We start from the raw sequence: 17,010 nt of genomic DNA, 5'->3' as shown, positions 1-17,010 counted from the left end.
CCATGTCTGACTGGCAACCCGCAGCACTGCCCCCAGCTCTGGAACTCGAAACCAAAGCGGTGTTGAAACAGGCAGCGCTGGCGCATCGTTATCTGGCGGAATTAAAAGGCGTTGGGGCAACCATCCCCAATGAGACTATCTTAATCAACACCCTGACTTTGCAGGAAGCGCGGGATAGCTCAGCCGTGGAAAACATCATCACCACGCAGGATGCGTTATTCAGGGCTGAACTGCAAACCGAAGTATTTGCCAACACCGCCACCAAGGAAGTGCAAAACTACGCCAATGCCCTGAGAACCGGCTTTGAACTGGTGCGCCACGGTAAAATTTTGACGCTGAACCACATCAAGCAAATTCAGTCTGAACTGGAAGGCAATAACGCAGGCTTTCGCAGGCAGGCGGGAACGGCACTGAAAAATCAGCGAACCGGGGAAACGGTATACACCCCGCCGCAGCATCCCGATGACATCAACCGCTTAATGGATAATCTGGAACAGTACATCAATAATGATGAATTATCGGACGTTGATCCGCTGATTAAAATGGCGGTTATTCACCATCAATTTGAGAGCATCCACCCGTTTTATGACGGTAACGGCAGAACAGGGCGGATTATCAATGTTTTGTATCTGGTCTGTAAGGATTTGCTGCAACTTCCTATTTTATATCTGAGCCGTTATGTAATAGAAAACAAAGACGATTATTATCAATACTTGCAGCAAGTGCGTGATGCCAATGATTGGGAATCATGGGTTTTGTTTATGTTAAAGGGCATTGCCGATACCGCACAGAAAACCATCCACCTGGTGCATGATATTAAGCAGCTCATGCAGGATTATAAGCATAGAATTCGCGCTGAACTGCCTAAAGTATACAGTCAGGATTTACTAAATAATCTGTTTAAGCATCCTTACACCAAAATAGAATTTGTCATGGATGATTTGCGGGTTTCCCGTGCGACAGCCACCAGTTATCTGGATAAATTGGTCGAAGCTGGATTTTTGGAGAAGTTGAAAATAGGTAGAAGCAACTATTATCTGAATAAACCTTTATATAAAATTTTTATCAGGTAATCAGTGAAAAATATGTATAAAAATACCAAAAATTTATACATGTCCTGCTTGATATGTGCAAGAAATTGATTTTTTTATACCTATTTTTTATAGGTTTTTTATACCCATTAAGCAATCCATTCTACTCTGAAATAGATTATGGACTGTATTAAATCATTGTTAATAAAGCCAGCAACATCAAAGCAGAGGCCTTAGTGCCATTGAATAAAGCTAATTTGAAGGGAGGTTATCCCGGCAACTTGTTGGCAAGCACCGCCAGTGCGGTGGTTTTGTGGTCAGCACTTATCGTGTCCAGCTTTAGAGTATCGCGCATAAACTCGCTGAATTCTTCCTGAGTCCTTAACTTGCTCACGCGCTGCCGTGCTGCTTCTTTGCCAAAGTCTGCGCCGTCAAAATAAGAGATTGAGATAACTATACCTTCGAGTTTAAGCCATATATCAAGGAACTGACCTTGTTCTCCTTCCAAAGCCTTTAACCGGGTTTTAATGCTGCTGTTCATGCACACTCCCGTCTACGCCTTTGAATTGAATACAAATAGCATTATCCCCAACCACAACCCCGTGACGCGCTTCATATTCTGCTACTGCCTGGTCTTTAGTCTGGTTAAGGCAAACGATGATCGGCGCATTATCACCCGTGCCTTTTTTTATTTCCAGGGCATCCAGCCTACTTTTAATTGTGCCGTTCATTTTCCAATACCTCAAGCCGCTCAATAATTTCAGATACCTCAACAATCCGTGCCTGTGATTGCAAGGCAGACAATAACACCGCACCTTGGGCTGGTTCTATTTCACCACCTCCCAGGGCATCCAGTACCGCCGCGCCGCGTTCAGCCAGACTGCCAACAGCCAAACCTGGTATATTTACTGGTGCAGTTTTCATTGGCGGGATCAACCTATCAAGACACAGCTTTAATGCTGCCGTGTCACCTTCCAGCGCCATCTTGACAGCTTGCTTTACCAGTTCATCCGCATGGGGATCGAGCAAATCCCGTAATGCTGCACGTTTATCCTGGATTCCCGGTGGTCTCCCGCTGGGGTTTCCGCTCTGGCCTTTTTGGAATGGCATTGTTTTGTCCTTGTTCTAATCAATAAAACCTATATAAGCAGGCTGGCTGATTTAGCCAGACTGCATCCTGAACCCGCATAAATGCAAGGTTCAGACATTGGTTAATTACTGTAAGCGCTGCTGTTTAATATCTTGCTCAACAACAGCCATATAAGCATTAATACGCTTTTTTTCGTGTGGCATTAATTCACCAGGTGGTTTCCCGCCATGATCTAAAAACCGCTTTAATCGCTCCACATGAATTTTCCGCATAATCAACATGCGCCCTCTGTTTAATTTGCGCTGTTCTTTTGGGGTTAAGTTCATGATATTGCCCCCCCACCATTATCTGAATAAAAATCCTCATCCATAACCAATGCAGTGCTTGGGCTGCCCACATAAGGTTTTTGATAAGTTTTTTTTGGCAAACCTGTTTTTATAGTGGTTACACTGGATACAGTGGGTACAACATTGTTTTCATTACTGTTTTCTGTGGATACAGAATTTCCAGCAGTGGTTACAGTGGATACAGATTTTTTCTCTGGATGGTTCTGTCCAGAACAAGACTGGCTTTCAGTGGTTACAGAATCGCCCGTTGGATACGAAGTGGCTACAGGGTGGTTACAGCTAGAAGCCCCGTTATTATTAGCTTTATGTATAGTTGTATCCAGTGTATCCAGTGTATCCAGTACGTTTTCTGTAAAGTCCGTTTTAATTGCATAAACCTTTGATGGTTTTTTTGCATTTGGCAACCTGATTTGTAATTGCCGCCGCTTTGGTGAATAAACCAGTATCCCGCGCTTATCTAATTGCTTTAAGACAAACTCAGGCCGGTATCCCTTGCAGGTATCTTTTTTGAAGATTTCGGGCATGATGTAATATTCATTTTCATCTTCAGACAAGTATCCCACCTGGTGCGATATATTACGTCCACCGCTGCTGGCATCCTTTTCATTCCAGCGCCGGAAATTTTCCTGGTTGGTTTCGATAAAATAAGCCACTTGTGCCAGCGCCGCTTGTTCTTCCGGGTTGCCCGTGCCATTTTCTGCCAGCCAGTCATTAAAACAACGCTTTGCCGCTTCCATTGCTGTGCCGGGTTGCCAGGGTAAAATGTTAAGCTGGATCGCAAGTTCCCCAGCTGCTGCTGATAAACTGAATAACTTGGCTGCACGTCTGGGAACGCTCCCGGCATCACTTGGTAGGCATAACATAAATTCTGTGCGTTTACTTGTCACAAAATCCAGGGTTTTGGCTATTCCCATTTTTAATAAAGCTTGCACAAAGGCGCGTCCAGCAGTGCCATAAAATTTATGCGTGGCATCCTTGATGCGCTCTGAAAAAGCAGCCCCCGCCGCTTTTGTGTTGCCCGGTGTGCCGTGTACATCCTCAAACACACCAAGTCCTGCACCCGCATCCGCTGGAATATCTACACAGCGTACCGCCTGACCGCCATATAGACGTTGCCCCGCTTCTTCAATATGTTGGGCAAGGGTTTTTTCCGCGCTGGATATAAACGGCATTTTCCAGGTTTTGAGATTCGCCAGCCCGATGCCGGTATCACCTGCCCGTCCACGTCCTTTTTGTACGCCACTGGCAAGCTGGTAAATCAAACGCCCCGCTATTTTCGGATCAACTTCGCCCAGTTCATCAATGCAAAACAACGTGTGATTGCGTTGCACTGCCTGGATTTCCAGCCCGGTTGCCGTGGCGTTCCATTTTGAGATAAAACCACCCGGCTCAGGGCTGCCCCATACAGAGGCCGCTGCACGTTGCGTGGTGGTTTTGCCCGTACTGGTATCACCATAAATATTAGTGCCTGCGCCTTCATCCCCAGTCAAAGGCATCAACACCCCGGCAAAGGCAAGAGAGGTTGAAAACAGTAAACGGGAATTGCCTGTACACAGCTCTGCTACTGCTTGTTGCCATTGAGTAAGCGTACCTTGTGCCGCGTAAATATCGGTATCCGCACCGGTAAAAATTACCTTGTTATCATTACCAATGACTTCACCGCCAGTGAACACAAAAGTATGATCATGCCAGCCAGTGCTTTCAGTTGTGGTCAAGGTTTCCGGTGGTCTTACTGAATTAACATACTCTGCAATACCATCACGGATAAATTTTTGATGGGGAGCAACACACCAATAACCACGATTTAATAATGCGCCTGCCAGCTTTGAAGTTTCACTGGCAAGCATTTCCATAGGCATGACAAACTGGCGTTCATATTGACGATCATAAAATACCAACAAACGCCCGTGATTGCCGCCGCGCATATCAACAGTGGCAGCTTTAACCTGGATTGCGCTGCCAATACAGATATAATCCGACTTTACGCCAAGTTCATCTTTTTTAGAATGTAACCTGTACAATTTCCCGTTTTCAAGCTTGAATTGGGGCTTATCATCATCTGATTGCCCCGTAAAACCAGCATTTAACAAACCAGATTCCACACGATCAACCATTTCGCTGATTTGTTTTTTAACAGTATTTAGCCCTGCCACATTATGCAGGTCATTAAAATCATTTCCCTTGCTGTTTATACCTGAAAAATCAGGGATGCAATCAAGGCCACCAGATTTTTTAACCGCTTTCCTGGCTGCATTTTTCCCAGCTTCATCAGCATCCACGCAATAAATAAAAGGGCATTGATTTGTTTCATTGCGTAACTTCTGCGCAACCCTTGGAAGATTGCCGGAATCAAAGCAAACCACAACAGGCAGCCCGGTGGCTTCATGAATACTTGCGCCAGTGGCGTAACCTTCACAAAATAGTAGTGGCTTATCTTCCTCCACTTCACCGATTAGACAAAACGCGCCTTTTTTCTGCGTTCCTTTAATAAAAAGCTTGTCTGTACCTGATTTATTCCTGGTTGGCAGAATGCGCTGCACTGATGTCACCGTACCAGCAAAATCAGTTTGTAATGGGATAATGAGTTCATCACCATTTTGCCGGGCAATATAAGGCTGGATATTTTTACGTTGCAGATAAGCGTGATCGGAATCAGCAGCGGGTAATGTTGACCATGCCCCCACTGCATCTGCTGGTGTTTTGAAAAACTGCTTTTTATTGTGATGCTGGTTCAGCGCTTCTGGCTTTTTCCGTGGCTCTTGTTCACCATCATCCAGGCCGCTTTTAATGGTTGCCCGTGCTTCAGATTCCTGCAATTCAACATCAAGCGCCGCTTGCATTAAATTATCTTCAGCCTGTTGTCGGGTGTAATCATTCCAGTTAGCTGCACATAAGCTTCCCAGCGCAAAAGCTGCACTATTCAGGGCATTATTACGCCCACCAGTGCTGCTGCTGATGTTATCCAATTCTGCATCAATGGCAGATTGAATGTATTTATCAGTTGTCATGGATTTATATCCTATAAAAAGTTAGATATAAACAGCATGAAACACCATGTTATACTTATAAGTACCAATAAATAATGGCTGTAACCACTATTTATTGATATAATATAAGCACTTAACAAAGTGTATGCTGTTTGTGTTATCGACTACAAAAGACACATTGACCAGATCGGGCTGGCACCCTTTCTGGTTTTTTTATGCCTATAATTCATGCTGCTGCCCTCTCATCAATCCAGGATTCAATATCTGATTTTTTCCAAGCCGTGCAGCGTTCTGATAGTTTGATAGGTTTTGGAAATTTGCCGTCTCGCGTCCAACGCCAAATTGTTGCCCGGCTTGCTGGTACGATTTCCAAAACCTGTTTTAAGCGTAGTAACTCCATATTTGCCATAATTAACCTCTCTGGTATTGTTTGGGGTGAAATGAGACTACGCACCTATTTTTGCAAAACACTGATACACAAGTAAAGGCAAATAAAAAACTGCGTGCCAGCAATTATTTCCCTTTCACCAAAAAATAGGAGCAGGTAAGAAAGTGCCATAGAAAGGGATACAGCACCTTATCAGGCAGGTTCATGACTTCCCGCCCTATCCCCGGCTTAATCGTTACAACATCTTAGCCAGCCTTATTGATTGGTACAATATTATTGCCATTGATACCATCACCCACTTGCAGATCATCCAACCAATCAGCCCAGGCTTGCATCATGCGCTGGCGATCATCAATGTATTGGGTTCTGTTGTATGCCCGTCCATTGGCATCACGTACCGCATGGGCAAGCTGCATTTCAATCACTTCAATTCTGAATCTCAACACTTCATCAAGGTTGGTTCTAGCCATTGCCCTGAATCCGTGACCGGTCATTTGTTCTTTGGTATATCCCAAACGCCGTAAAGCAGCATTGATGGTATTTTCAGACATTGGACGGCTATTAGAACGGATAGAGGGGAATACATAGCGGCTTGTTTGCTGGGTAAGTGGCTGAATTTCTTGCAAAATCTTAACAGCTTGGCTGGACAGGGGGATAAGATGATCGGCTTTCATTTTCATTTTACTGCCCGGTATCGACCACAGCGCCGCGTTCAGGTCAATTTCTGACCATTCAGCCTGGCGAAGTTCGCCAGGCCGGACAAAGACAAGGGGAAGCAGTTTTAAGGCGCATCGGGTGACAAGTTCACCTTCATAATCCCGGATTACTTGCATTAATGGGGCAATGTTTGCGGGGTCTGTGATGCTTGGATGGTGTTTGCGTTTAACAGGCGCAAGCGCACCACGTAAATCACGGCAAGGATCACTTTCCAGTACCCCAGTAGCCACGGCATAGCGAAAAAACATACCACAGATTTGCAACATCCTATGTGCTGTTTCATTTGCGCCTCTGGATTCAATACGCCGCAACACCCGTAATACATCAGGTGGTTTTATATCGGTAATTGGTTTATTACCCAGCCAAGGGAATATATCCTTTTCCAATCGCTTGATAGTTGCGTCTGCATAACCCTTTGTCCATTTGCTTTGGGTTCGTCCAAACCAGTCACGCGCTACCATCTCAAGGCTGTTTTCAGCATCCAGTTTATTGGCCTGTTTTTGCGCCTGTTTGTATGTGCTTGGATCTACGCCATCAGCCAGCAATAAGCGAGCATCTGCCAGTTTTAGCCGTGCTTGTTGGAGGGTAGTTTCTGGATATACACCTAATGCCAGCGTTTTTTGTTTGCCTGAAAAGCGATAACCATAACGCCAGTATTTCCCAGCTTTATTAATCAGCAGATAAAGCCCTTTGCCGTCTGATAATTTGTATGGCTTATCTTTGGGTTTGGCGTTACGGATTTGTATATCGGTCAATGACATAACTGCACCTTTTGGGGATTTGATGGTATGCAGTTTTGCTGGTATGAAAATGCCAACATAAATACCAGCAAAAGCGGTGGTATGTCACTATACAAGATGGTATCTAATGAAACAACAGAAAGGCGGGAATCCCTTTTATTGCTTTGCTTGTGGGATATTATGAAACGTTCTGAAATGAGATTGTGGAGCGGGTGAACGGAATCGAACCGTCATCTTTAGCTTGGGAAGCTAAGGTAATAACCATTATACGACACCCGCGAAAGCGCTAGAATTATACAATAAAAGCTTTAACTGTGGCAGCCTTATTTTAAATTTTGGGGTACTTGGGATTCCCAATGTCCCTGATGATAAAATTCCAGGGGTTGATATTGGATTTTATAACGCATTTTTTTACAATCACGTATCCAGTAACCTAAATATAACCATTCCAGTCCTTGACGTCGGGTTTCTTCAATTTCCCATAAAATGGCATAAGCGCCGAGACTACGTTGTTTTTGTTCTGGATCATAAAAGGTATAAATGGCGGAAAAACCATTACTCATTTCATCTAAGACCGCAACAGCCAGCAATTTTTGGTTTTGATAAAAAGTATAAAAAAAAGTATGTGACCAGTGATTGGTCAAAAATTGCATATATTCTTCTGGGCTTGGATTATCCATCCCCCCACCTTGATGCTGATGTGCCAAATATTTCTGATACAACTGAAAATGAGATGTTTGAAAAATAGCTGGGTGTTTTATGACGGTTAAATCCGTATTTTTATGCCAGATACGGCGCTGACTGCGACGCATTTTAAAATCCTGAACCCGTACCCGCACTGATAAACATTGTTCACAGGCATCACAATGTGGGCGGTATAAATGTTCACCACTACGGCGAAATCCCTGTTGGCTTAACTGCCCATAAATAAAGCTATCTTTAGGTATGTTAGGATCCAGAAAAATGGTTCTGGCTTGCTGTTGCGGCAGATAAGTACAGTCATGGCTTGGCGTGGCATATAAATTTAACTGCCGTGGGCGTTGTTCATGATGTTGGGCAAGTGGGCGCATTGTGTAAACCCGCGTAGTTTATTCAGAAGAATGATTAAAAAAAGAAGTCATTGCCAATTGTTTTTTTGCACTGCTTAAGCAACTGTCTTGTTCACAATGGGAATCTAATAACTGCCGGAACAGGGTGCGGGGTATTGTTTCCGCGCCCAGGCTTTCTAAATGTGTGGTATGCACCTGACAATCGATTAAGGCATAATTCCAGGCTTGCAATTGGCGGGTAAATACAGAAAAAGCCACTTTAGAGGCATTACTCATCAGGCTGAACATGGATTCGCCAAAAAATACACGACCCAGGCCCAAACCATATAAACCACCCACCAGACGTCCCTCAAACCAACATTCTACCGAGTGGGCAATGCCTTGTTGATGCAAAGCATAATAAGCTTCCATCATTTCTTCCGTAATCCAGGTACCTTCCTGCTCTTCCCGCACCACCAGCGCACAAGCGGCAATCACATCAAGAAAAGCGTGATTTAAGGTAACACTGAAACCACCATTGCGGATATTTTTACGCAGGCTGCGGGAGACTTTCAGGCGTTCAGGAAATAACACCATACGCGGATCAGGCGACCACCATAATATGGGTTGCTCATCACTATACCAGGGAAAAATGCCTTGTTTATAAGCATGAACCAGGCGCTGCACATGCAAGTCGCCGCCTATGGCGAGTAAGCCATCAGGATATTTTAACGCCTTGTCTAATGGCGGAAACTGATGCCAGGGCGTATCTGTAGAAAGTAAATAAGGGCGTTGCATGGCTTGGTTACTGACAGTGTTAAGGTGATATTATTTCTTTAAAGTATAACAAAATCTTGTGTGCTTAGGAGTGAGGATGAAATAAGTGCAGGAACTGGGCGCAGGATTTTTATTCATTTTCAAGGCGTGAAAACAGGCGCATAGCAAGCTATGTAACTGTTTTAACAACGCAGAAAATGGAGAAAAAGACCAGTTCAGTTTCTGAAGTTATAAAATTCTCACTCCTTAACTGATGCTAGCCCATCTTTAACAACTCAACCCCTAAAAAACCTCAAGGAAGACCCTGTTGAATGCGAAAGATTGAGTAATTTTAATGTATGCTAATTTTCTAATTTGAACATCGAGTGGAAGCTCTGCTATGGAATGGTTGATATTCCGACCCCAACACTTTAGGTACTTGTTCCAGACGCCAATGTCTGATTGCCCAGTCCCAAAATGCATCCAGGTCTGCTTCCTGTAAATCTCTGGGGGGCTGTTGTCCGAGAAAGTCCAAGGCCTGCCACAGCCAGATAACGGGGCGCTCCAGCGGTAATGCCGGAGCGTGGGTTTGTTTGCTGAGCTTTTCACCCTGGGCATTTTGTGCAACTGGCAAATGTATATAATCCGGGGATGGTATACCGAGCAAGGACTGTAAATAACACTGGCGTGGCGTTGAGTCAATGAGGTCGCTGCCACGCACGATTTCCGTAATGCCCTGGTCACGGTCATCCACCACCACTGCCAGTTGATAAGCAAATAAACCATCTGCGCGACGGATAACGAAGTCACCTACTTCCTGTTCCAGATTTTGTTGCCAGAACCCCTGCACCCGATCCTCAAACCCTAAGCATTGATTTTCAACCTTAACCCGAACACTCATTTGCTCATGGGTTTTGAACGTATCATTGGGTATGCCATTGCGGCAAAGTCCCGCATAAAAACCTGGTGGATGGCCCTGTGTTTGGTTATGCGTTGCAATCGCTTTACGACTACAGGCGCAGGCATAAATCTGATCAAGTTCATGCAGTTGCTGCAAAGCATAAGTATAGGCTTCACTGCGCTGGGTTTGCACCATATAAGACTCGTCCCAGTACAAGTCATAAGCTTCCAGAGTACGCAGAATGCTATCCGCTGCCTGAGTAAAGCAGCGGGTTTGATCCACATCTTCCATACGCAGCAACCACAGTCCATTCTGACTGCGTGCTTGCAAAAAGCTGCCCACGGCGCTGACCAATGAGCCAAAATGTAAAGGGCCGGTGGGAGAAGGCGCAAAGCGACCACGATAAACTGACATGGCGCTTAATGAAATACCTTAAATAAGCCTAATAACAGCTTATCCATTTTACGCAGCAACATAAAAAAGCTTTCCTGTAGTGGGCGCTTGCGAAAATTGGTCAACGGTTGATTCAGCCACAGCACCGGCACTTTGGCAATACAGGCTGCCAATACGCCGGTCAACAGTCTATCATCCACCAATAACAGCTTTTCCACAGGCTGCCCACTTTGTTTAGCTATGGCCAACAAACCATCAGGATAGGGTTTTTTGCTGGGACTGATAAAACACTGCACTTGCGGAAAATGTTGCTCAAACCAGGCAAAACGTGCAGACATGGGTTTATTAGTGAGTAAATATATCTGCTGAATATCTGTGCTTGCTGTACATTGCTTCAACCAGCTTTGCACCGCTGGCGCAGGTGCAATTTCTCCGTGACTGGCAAGTACGCCATCAAAATCCAGCACCAGCACAGAAATGCCTTGTTGTTGCAAATCCTGTGGTAACAACGTGCTGATATCAGCGCATTGCCGGTTTTGTTGTGCTTGTTGCAGGCAATGCCGGTAAGACCAGGCTTGCTGTAAAGCATAAAAACTGCGTTTTAATAAGTGACTCATAGCGTTTGTAGATGTAAAGGAAATTCCCCACGTTTACGGTCATTAAAATAATGCCGCAAAGTGACTCTCACTGCATTAAATGCCAAGTCATCCCAGGGAATCTCCGCTTCAGAAAATAATTTTACCTCCAGGCTTTCACTGCCCGGCCCAAATTCTTGTTTGTCCAGATGACCACGAAATAAAACATACACATGGCTGATTCTGGGAATGCTGTAAAAGCCATATAAACCATCCAGTGTAACCCGTGCCTGCGCTTCTTCAAACGTTTCCCGACAGGCTGCTTCTTCTATGGATTCATTATTTTCCATAAAGCCGGCAGGCATCGTCCATAAACCATAACGCGGCTCAATGGCGCGGCGGCATAATAAAACCTGATCCTGCCAAGTGACCAGACAACCTGCAACAATTTTGGGGTTTTGATAATGGATGCTACCGCATTGTGAACAAACAATACGCGGCATATTATCGCCTGCGGGGATTTCTTCTGCCAGTTGATCCGCGCCGCAATAACTACAATAATTTATGTTTAAATTCACAATGTTTCACCTATCCTTAGACAACACCCTAAAATCTACTTAGGTAACTCGCAGCGCATAACGCCCCCCATTTCGCTGGTCTTTTTACCCGTTTTCCGCGTTGTAAAAACCGTTACATAGCTCACTATGCGCCGGTTTTTACGCCTTGAAAACGAATAAAAATCCTGCACGCTACGGGGGTGTTATTTCTTGCGAGTTACCTTACAATAAATGATGCCGAAAATATTGAAATCAATCACAATCAGTTTATTCTTCCTGCTGGCTTTGGCAACCTGGACGGCTTACGGGCTGACCGGTCATGATAAGATGCAAGTCACCCAGTATGCCATGTTTGCTGACAGCAGACAGATACCACCACCTAATAGCACTGCCATGTTAAAAGTCTGCACCTTAAATATTGCGCACGGGCGCAGCAATGGTTTTCATCAATTTTTTCAGTCTGAAAAAAAGATTCAGCAACACTTAAACAATATTGCAAAACTCTTGCAGCGGGTGCGGCCCGATATTGTGGCTTTGCAGGAAGCCGATGCCGAATCCTTCTGGAGCGGTGCATTTAATCATGTGCAGTATCTGGCAGAAAAAAGTCATATGCACAGCAGCGTGCAAGGCAAGCATGTGCAAGGCATGGGGCTGCAATATGGCACCGCGCTTTTATCCCGCTTGCCCTTGCAGGAAGGCCGTTCTATTCGTTTTGCCAGCACCCCGCCAACACCGCCGAAAGGCTTTGTTATTGCCACTACGCATATTCCGGGACATCCTCAGCAAAAAATTGATGTGGTGTCACTGCATCTGGATTTTTTACGTGCTCGCGCCCGCAGTCAGCAACTGGAAACCTTAAGCCAGTTATTACAGGCGCGCCAAAATCCCGTTATTATTATGGGTGATTTTAATACTGGCTGGCATGAGCAACAAATTTTGAAAAATTTTGCAGAAAAACTTGCCCTGCATACCTGGCAGCCAGAGCAAAATAAAGAAGGCACATTCTGGATGAGTGATAAACGCATAGACTGGATTTTGCTGTCCAAAGAACTGGAGTTTGTGAATTACCGGGTATTGCCGGATGTGGTATCCGATCACCGCGCAGTGGTTGCGCAAGTGCGTTTACATCAACCCACGTAGAGACCCAGGAAAAAAATACAACCATGCCCCGCATTTTACATATTGGAAAATATTATCCCCCCTTTGCCGGTGGCATTGAAAACTTCATGGCGGATTTGCTGCCGGAACAACAGGCGCAAGGTGACGAAGTTTATGCGCTGGTACATGATCATCGCCTGCCGGGTTGGAATCCTGTTTTACCTCTGCATCAAGCCGCTGATCCCGACTGGTTATTTCGCTGTCCCAGCTATGGACGCTTATTATACGCCCCGGTTGCGCCGCATTTCCCACTTTGGTTTTCACGCCTGCTCAAACGTATACAACCCGATATACTACATTTTCACCTACCCAATACCTCTGCGTTCTGGGCGCTGCTCTCGCCCAGCGCGCGCAAAATCCCCTGGGTGCTGCACTGGCATTCTGATGTGGTTTCCTCCGACATCCACAAACAACTGGCTTTGGCTTATCGTCTCTATCAACCATTTGAACAGGCACTGCTGAAACGCAGCGCAGCAATCATTGCCACCTCACCGCTTTACCAGCAAGCCAGTCCAGCCTTAGCGCCCTGGCAACCAAAAACGCACACAATATCCCTGGGCATGGACTTAAAAAAACACCAGAAAATGCCCACGCCACAAGACCAGCAATGGGCGGAAAAAAGCTGGGGTGACAGCCGTCTGCGTATTTTATGTATTGGTCGCATGACCTATTACAAAGGCCATGAAGTGCTGTTGCAAGCCCTGGAGCAACTACCCGATGTGCATTTGATTCTGGTGGGCAAGGGAGAAATGCGGGAGACACTGCAACAACACATTCAACAAGCGGGTTTATCCAAACAAGTCAGCCTGCCCGGTTATCTGGAAGATGCACAATTACAGGCATTATTTACCACTTGTGACTGTTTTTGTCTGCCCTCACTGGAGCGCACGGAAGCCTTTGGCGTGGTATTAATGGAAGCCATGTCTTATGGCAAACCCTGTGTTGCCAGCAACATTCCCGGTTCCGGTGTTGGCTGGGTAGTGCAAGATGGTAAAAATGGTTTACTGGTGCCGGTGGGGGATGCCGATGCATTGGCAACAGCCTTACAGCAACTGACACAACAACCTGCGCTGCGTCAACAATTAGGTGAAAATGCAGCAATTGATGCGCAACAACGTTTTGCTATTCAACCCGTTGCAGAGCAGATTCAAGCACTATATCGGGATGTTTTAGGCTGATTTTGCTTTTTTGCCAAAACCACAAATGTTTATCTTGTTCGACATAAAAATAGAGAGCTACAAGCGAGTGCAGGCTTATCTATTTAGAGGTAAAATAAGCAACGTAATGCAGAAGGGTTTTGATTCTATTTTGGAGCAAAGCAGGCATAAAAAAACCGCTATGGTAAGCGGTTGATTTTTACATTAATTTGGTCGGGGTGAGAAGATTCGAACTTCCGACCACCTGAACCCCATTCAGGTGCGCTACCAGGCTGCGCTACACCCCGATAAAAAACGTGAATTGTACGTGGATTCTACGTATCATGCAAGCCATATCTTTTTTCATGAAGGAAAATTATGTTAAAGCAAGTGTCTATTGTACTCATTGAAACCAGTCATCCAGGCAATATCGGCGCGGCGGCGCGAGCGATGATGAACATGGGGCTGGAAAAACTGGTACTGGTGCGACCACATAAATTTCCCAGCGCAACCGCAACTGCAAGGGCTTCAGGTGCGGTTAAGGTGTTGGCAGAAGCCAGAGTTTGTGACACATTGGATGAAGCTTTGCAGGATACACGCTTGGTGTTGGGGGCGAGTGCGCGCAGTCGCAGTATTGCCTGGCCGGAGTGTGACCCGGAAAATGCATCACAGAAAATTTCAGCAGTCAATGGTGAAGCAGCCATATTATTCGGGCGCGAGCATTCCGGGCTGAACAACGAGGAACTGGATCGTTGTCATCAATTGTTAAAAATTCCAACTAATCCAACATTTTCTTCATTAAATGTGGCATCAGCCGTGCAAGTGATGGCGTATGAAATGCGCTGTTTATGGCTGAAAATGCAGCAGAATGAGGCGAATGAAGCCGAGCAAAACGGACAAGTAGCGCAAAGCGAGCAGCATATTCCTGCCAGCAGTGAGTTAATGGATGGTTTTTATCAGCACCTGGAACAGACACTGATTGATGTGGATTATCTGGATCCGGAAAAGCCGCGGCGTCTGATGCGGCGTTTGCACCGTTTGTTTAACCGTGCAGCCCCCAGTGATACCGAGATTAATATTTTGCGGGGTATTTTAACGGCGGCACAAAAACAATCCAAATAATGGTTTGCGGTTTAAGAGGAATTCCGGGAAAGCCCTATTGGGCATTCCCGGAACAAAGCATTATGCTGCTTTCAAGAACATATTATTAACCCGTGCAACAAAAGCCGCCGGATCATCTAATTGACCGCCTTCGCTGAGTTGAGACTGTTCAAACAGGATGTTGGCCCATTCATTAAACTGGCCTTCATCACTTTCACCTTGAATATGCTTGATCAAAGCATGTTCCGGGTTGATTTCCAGAACCGGTTTGCTGGCAGGCAGACTTTGACCACTGGCTTGCAGCATACGCTCTAAGCTGGCATCCATTGCATTTTGATCAGCAACCAGACAGGCGGGTGAAGAAGTCAGGCGATGGGTGATTTTAACATCCTGTACCTGAGCTTCCAGTGCGGTTTTTAAACGTTCAGCAAAGGGTTTGAGTTCTTCACTGACTTTTTCCGCCTGTTTTTTCTCTTCTTCATCTTCCAGATCGCCCAGATCTAAATCACCTTTGGTAATTGACTGCAATTGTTTGCCATCAAATTCGGTGAGGTGCGTAACCAGCCATTCGTCAATCTGTTCGTGCAGCAGAATAACTTCAATGCCTTTTTTACGGAAAATTTCCAGGTGTGGGCTGTTTTTGGCTGCGGCAAAACTCTCTGCGGTAATATAGAAAATTTTATCCTGGCCTTCTTTCATGCGCTCGACATAATCGGTCAAACCAATGGCAGAAGCTTCTACTTCATCATGGGTGGTTGAGAAGCGCAGTAATTTAGCGATACGTTCACGGTTACTGGTATCATCCAAGATACCTTCTTTTAATACCTTGCCAAACTGTTCCCAGAAAGTGGCATATTTTTCTGGCTCATTTTTCAGCAGACTTTCCAGCGAACCCAGCACTTTTTTCACAGCACCGTTACGGATTTTTTCAATCTGTTTGTTGTTTTGTAAAATCTCACGGGAAACGTTCAGCGGCAGGTCTGCGCTATCAATCACACCGCGCATGAAACGCAGATAAGGCGGCAACAAATGCTCGGCATCATCCATGATAAATACACGGCGGACATAAAGTTTGATGCCATGAATATTTTGTCGATCCCAGAGATCAAAAGGTGCGCGTTGCGGGATAAACAGCAGGGAAGTATATTCCAGGTTGCCTTCTACGCGGTTGTGCATGTGCAGCATGGGGTCTTCAAAATCATGCGCAATATGTTTATAAAATTCGTTATATTCTTCGTCTTTGATGTCACCCTTAGAACGTGTCCACAGTGCCTGGGTGCTGTTGACGGTTTCTTCTTCGATGGTGGTTTCTTTGCTTTCTTCATCGGTAACGCTTTTATTCATCGTTACGGGAATCATGATGTGATCAGAGTATTTTTTGACAATACTCTGTACCTTCCAATCTTCCAGTAACTCATCTTCCTCTTCTTTCAGATGCAGGGTGATTTCCGTACCACGCTGGCTGCGTTCAACATTTTCCAGGCTGTATTGACCATCACCACCGGATTCCCAGCAAACGCCATGTTCTGCGCCCATGCCCGCTTTACGGGTGCATAAAGTAACCTTGTCGGCAATAATAAAGCAGGAGTAAAAACCCACCCCAAATTGACCAATCAGTTGACTGTCTTTGGCTTGATCACCGGTAAGATTTTTGAAAAACTGGCGGGTGCCGGATTTGGCGATGGTACCGATATTTTCCATCACTTCTTCGCGATCCATGCCGATGCCATTATCACGAATAGTGATGGTACGGGCATCTTTGTTGACATCAATAAAAATTTTCAGTTCCGGGCTGTCTTCAAACAGCGCGTCATCGGACAAAGCCTCAAAGCGCAGTTTATCTGCCGCGTCAGAAGCGTTGGAAATCAGTTCACGCAGGAAAATCTCTTTGTTGCTGTACAAAGAGTGAATCATTAAATCCAGTAATTGTTTAATTTCCGCCTGAAAACCAAAAGTTTCTTTTTGAGTGCTTACAGTCATTCATGTCTCCTATTCTTATCAGAATTTATAAAATTAGCTTAAGCAAGCTGGGTTCGATATAGGCGCTGTATGCGTGCAAGAAGTGGCCATCGAACTCAGCTTAAAGATTGCGCAAGATATAAGGT

The 17,010-nt window shown here is 45.3% G+C and carries 17 protein-coding genes and 2 tRNA genes; 4 read left to right on the top strand and 15 right to left on the bottom strand.

Going from position 1 to position 17,010, the window contains the following annotated elements:
• Positions 1-2 precede the first annotated feature (2 nt).
• Positions 3-1,073 (top strand): Fic family protein, encoded by a 1,071-nt coding sequence (locus QUF61_RS01635; RefSeq protein WP_103920447.1) that lies wholly within the window; start codon positions 3-5, stop codon positions 1,071-1,073.
• Between the two features lie 226 nt (positions 1,074-1,299).
• Here QUF61_RS01635 and QUF61_RS01630 read toward each other — a convergent pair whose 3' ends face one another.
• The 13 genes from QUF61_RS01630 to QUF61_RS01570 all read right to left on the bottom strand — a co-directional run bounded on the left by QUF61_RS01630 (position 1,300) and on the right by QUF61_RS01570 (position 11,531).
• On the bottom strand, positions 1,300-1,572 hold the full coding sequence (locus QUF61_RS01630) for a hypothetical protein (protein ID WP_289680150.1): 273 nt from the start codon (positions 1,570-1,572) through the stop codon (positions 1,300-1,302).
• On the bottom strand, positions 1,556-1,762 hold the full coding sequence (locus tag QUF61_RS01625; RefSeq protein WP_289680148.1) for a hypothetical protein: 207 nt from the start codon (positions 1,760-1,762) through the stop codon (positions 1,556-1,558). The genes QUF61_RS01630 and QUF61_RS01625 overlap by 17 nt, the downstream gene beginning before the upstream one ends.
• Positions 1,746-2,141, bottom strand: coding sequence for a DUF5681 domain-containing protein (locus tag QUF61_RS01620; RefSeq protein ID WP_103920444.1), 396 nt, complete (start codon positions 2,139-2,141; stop codon positions 1,746-1,748). The genes QUF61_RS01625 and QUF61_RS01620 overlap by 17 nt, the downstream gene beginning before the upstream one ends.
• Positions 2,142-2,246: 105 nt before the next feature.
• Positions 2,247-2,447 carry a hypothetical protein gene (locus QUF61_RS01615; RefSeq protein WP_103920443.1) on the bottom strand — a complete coding sequence of 67 codons (201 nt, stop codon included), beginning with the start codon at positions 2,445-2,447 and terminating at the stop codon, positions 2,247-2,249.
• Positions 2,444-5,476, bottom strand: a complete 3,033-nt coding sequence (locus QUF61_RS01610; protein ID WP_289680144.1) for a DUF927 domain-containing protein — start codon at positions 5,474-5,476, stop codon at positions 2,444-2,446. Before QUF61_RS01610 ends, QUF61_RS01615 begins: the two co-directional genes overlap by 4 nt.
• 205 nt (positions 5,477-5,681) lie before the next feature.
• Positions 5,682-5,864 carry a helix-turn-helix transcriptional regulator gene (locus QUF61_RS01605; protein ID WP_103920441.1) on the bottom strand — a complete coding sequence of 61 codons (183 nt, stop codon included), beginning with the start codon at positions 5,862-5,864 and terminating at the stop codon, positions 5,682-5,684.
• Positions 5,865-6,088: 224 nt separating this feature from the next.
• Positions 6,089-7,321, bottom strand: a complete 1,233-nt coding sequence (locus QUF61_RS01600; RefSeq protein ID WP_289680143.1) for a tyrosine-type recombinase/integrase — start codon at positions 7,319-7,321, stop codon at positions 6,089-6,091.
• 183 nt (positions 7,322-7,504) lie between these two features.
• Positions 7,505-7,579, bottom strand: a tRNA-Gly gene (locus tag QUF61_RS01595).
• A gap of 44 nt (positions 7,580-7,623) precedes the next feature.
• Positions 7,624-8,370 carry an arginyltransferase gene (locus QUF61_RS01590; protein ID WP_103920439.1) on the bottom strand — a complete coding sequence of 249 codons (747 nt, stop codon included), beginning with the start codon at positions 8,368-8,370 and terminating at the stop codon, positions 7,624-7,626.
• 18 nt (positions 8,371-8,388) lie between these two features.
• Positions 8,389-9,126: a leucyl/phenylalanyl-tRNA--protein transferase gene (aat, locus tag QUF61_RS01585; protein ID WP_289680142.1), complete on the bottom strand. Its 738-nt coding sequence runs from the start codon at positions 9,124-9,126 to the stop codon at positions 8,389-8,391.
• A 328-nt stretch (positions 9,127-9,454) separates the two neighbouring features.
• Positions 9,455-10,399, bottom strand: coding sequence for a tRNA glutamyl-Q(34) synthetase GluQRS (gluQRS, locus tag QUF61_RS01580; protein ID WP_289680140.1), 945 nt, complete (start codon positions 10,397-10,399; stop codon positions 9,455-9,457).
• 5 nt (positions 10,400-10,404) lie between these two features.
• Positions 10,405-10,995 carry a YqeG family HAD IIIA-type phosphatase gene (locus tag QUF61_RS01575; RefSeq protein WP_289680138.1) on the bottom strand — a complete coding sequence of 197 codons (591 nt, stop codon included), beginning with the start codon at positions 10,993-10,995 and terminating at the stop codon, positions 10,405-10,407.
• Positions 10,992-11,531 carry an NUDIX hydrolase gene (locus QUF61_RS01570; protein ID WP_407080040.1) on the bottom strand — a complete coding sequence of 180 codons (540 nt, stop codon included), beginning with the start codon at positions 11,529-11,531 and terminating at the stop codon, positions 10,992-10,994. The genes QUF61_RS01575 and QUF61_RS01570 overlap by 4 nt, the downstream gene beginning before the upstream one ends.
• A 225-nt stretch (positions 11,532-11,756) precedes the next feature.
• Between QUF61_RS01570 and QUF61_RS01565 the strand changes: the two genes are divergently transcribed.
• Entirely contained in the window at positions 11,757-12,650 is an 894-nt protein-coding gene (locus QUF61_RS01565; protein ID WP_289680136.1) for an endonuclease/exonuclease/phosphatase family protein, read from the top strand.
• Between the two features lie 23 nt (positions 12,651-12,673).
• On the top strand, positions 12,674-13,846 hold the full coding sequence (locus QUF61_RS01560) for a glycosyltransferase (protein WP_289680134.1): 1,173 nt from the start codon (positions 12,674-12,676) through the stop codon (positions 13,844-13,846).
• 189 nt (positions 13,847-14,035) lie between these two features.
• On the opposite strand, the gene QUF61_RS01555 is transcribed toward QUF61_RS01560, so the two are convergent.
• Positions 14,036-14,112, bottom strand: a tRNA-Pro gene (locus tag QUF61_RS01555).
• Between the two features lie 70 nt (positions 14,113-14,182).
• Here QUF61_RS01555 and QUF61_RS01550 point away from each other — a divergent pair.
• The gene (locus tag QUF61_RS01550) at positions 14,183-14,926 is read left to right on the top strand and encodes an RNA methyltransferase (RefSeq protein WP_103920433.1); all 744 of its coding nucleotides are present in this window, start codon (positions 14,183-14,185) and stop codon (positions 14,924-14,926) included.
• A gap of 60 nt (positions 14,927-14,986) precedes the next feature.
• Here the strand turns inward: QUF61_RS01550 and htpG are convergent, their stop codons facing one another.
• The gene (gene htpG / locus QUF61_RS01545; protein ID WP_289680132.1) at positions 14,987-16,885 is read right to left on the bottom strand and encodes a molecular chaperone HtpG; all 1,899 of its coding nucleotides are present in this window, start codon (positions 16,883-16,885) and stop codon (positions 14,987-14,989) included.
• Between the last annotated feature and the right edge of the window lie 125 nt (positions 16,886-17,010).

The organism is Candidatus Venteria ishoeyi (assembly GCF_030378065.1).
Taxonomy (GTDB): Bacteria; Pseudomonadota; Gammaproteobacteria; order Beggiatoales; family Beggiatoaceae; genus Venteria; species Venteria ishoeyi.
Note: the sequence above shows the minus strand (reverse complement) of the source record. Positions and strands in the feature narration are given on the sequence as shown.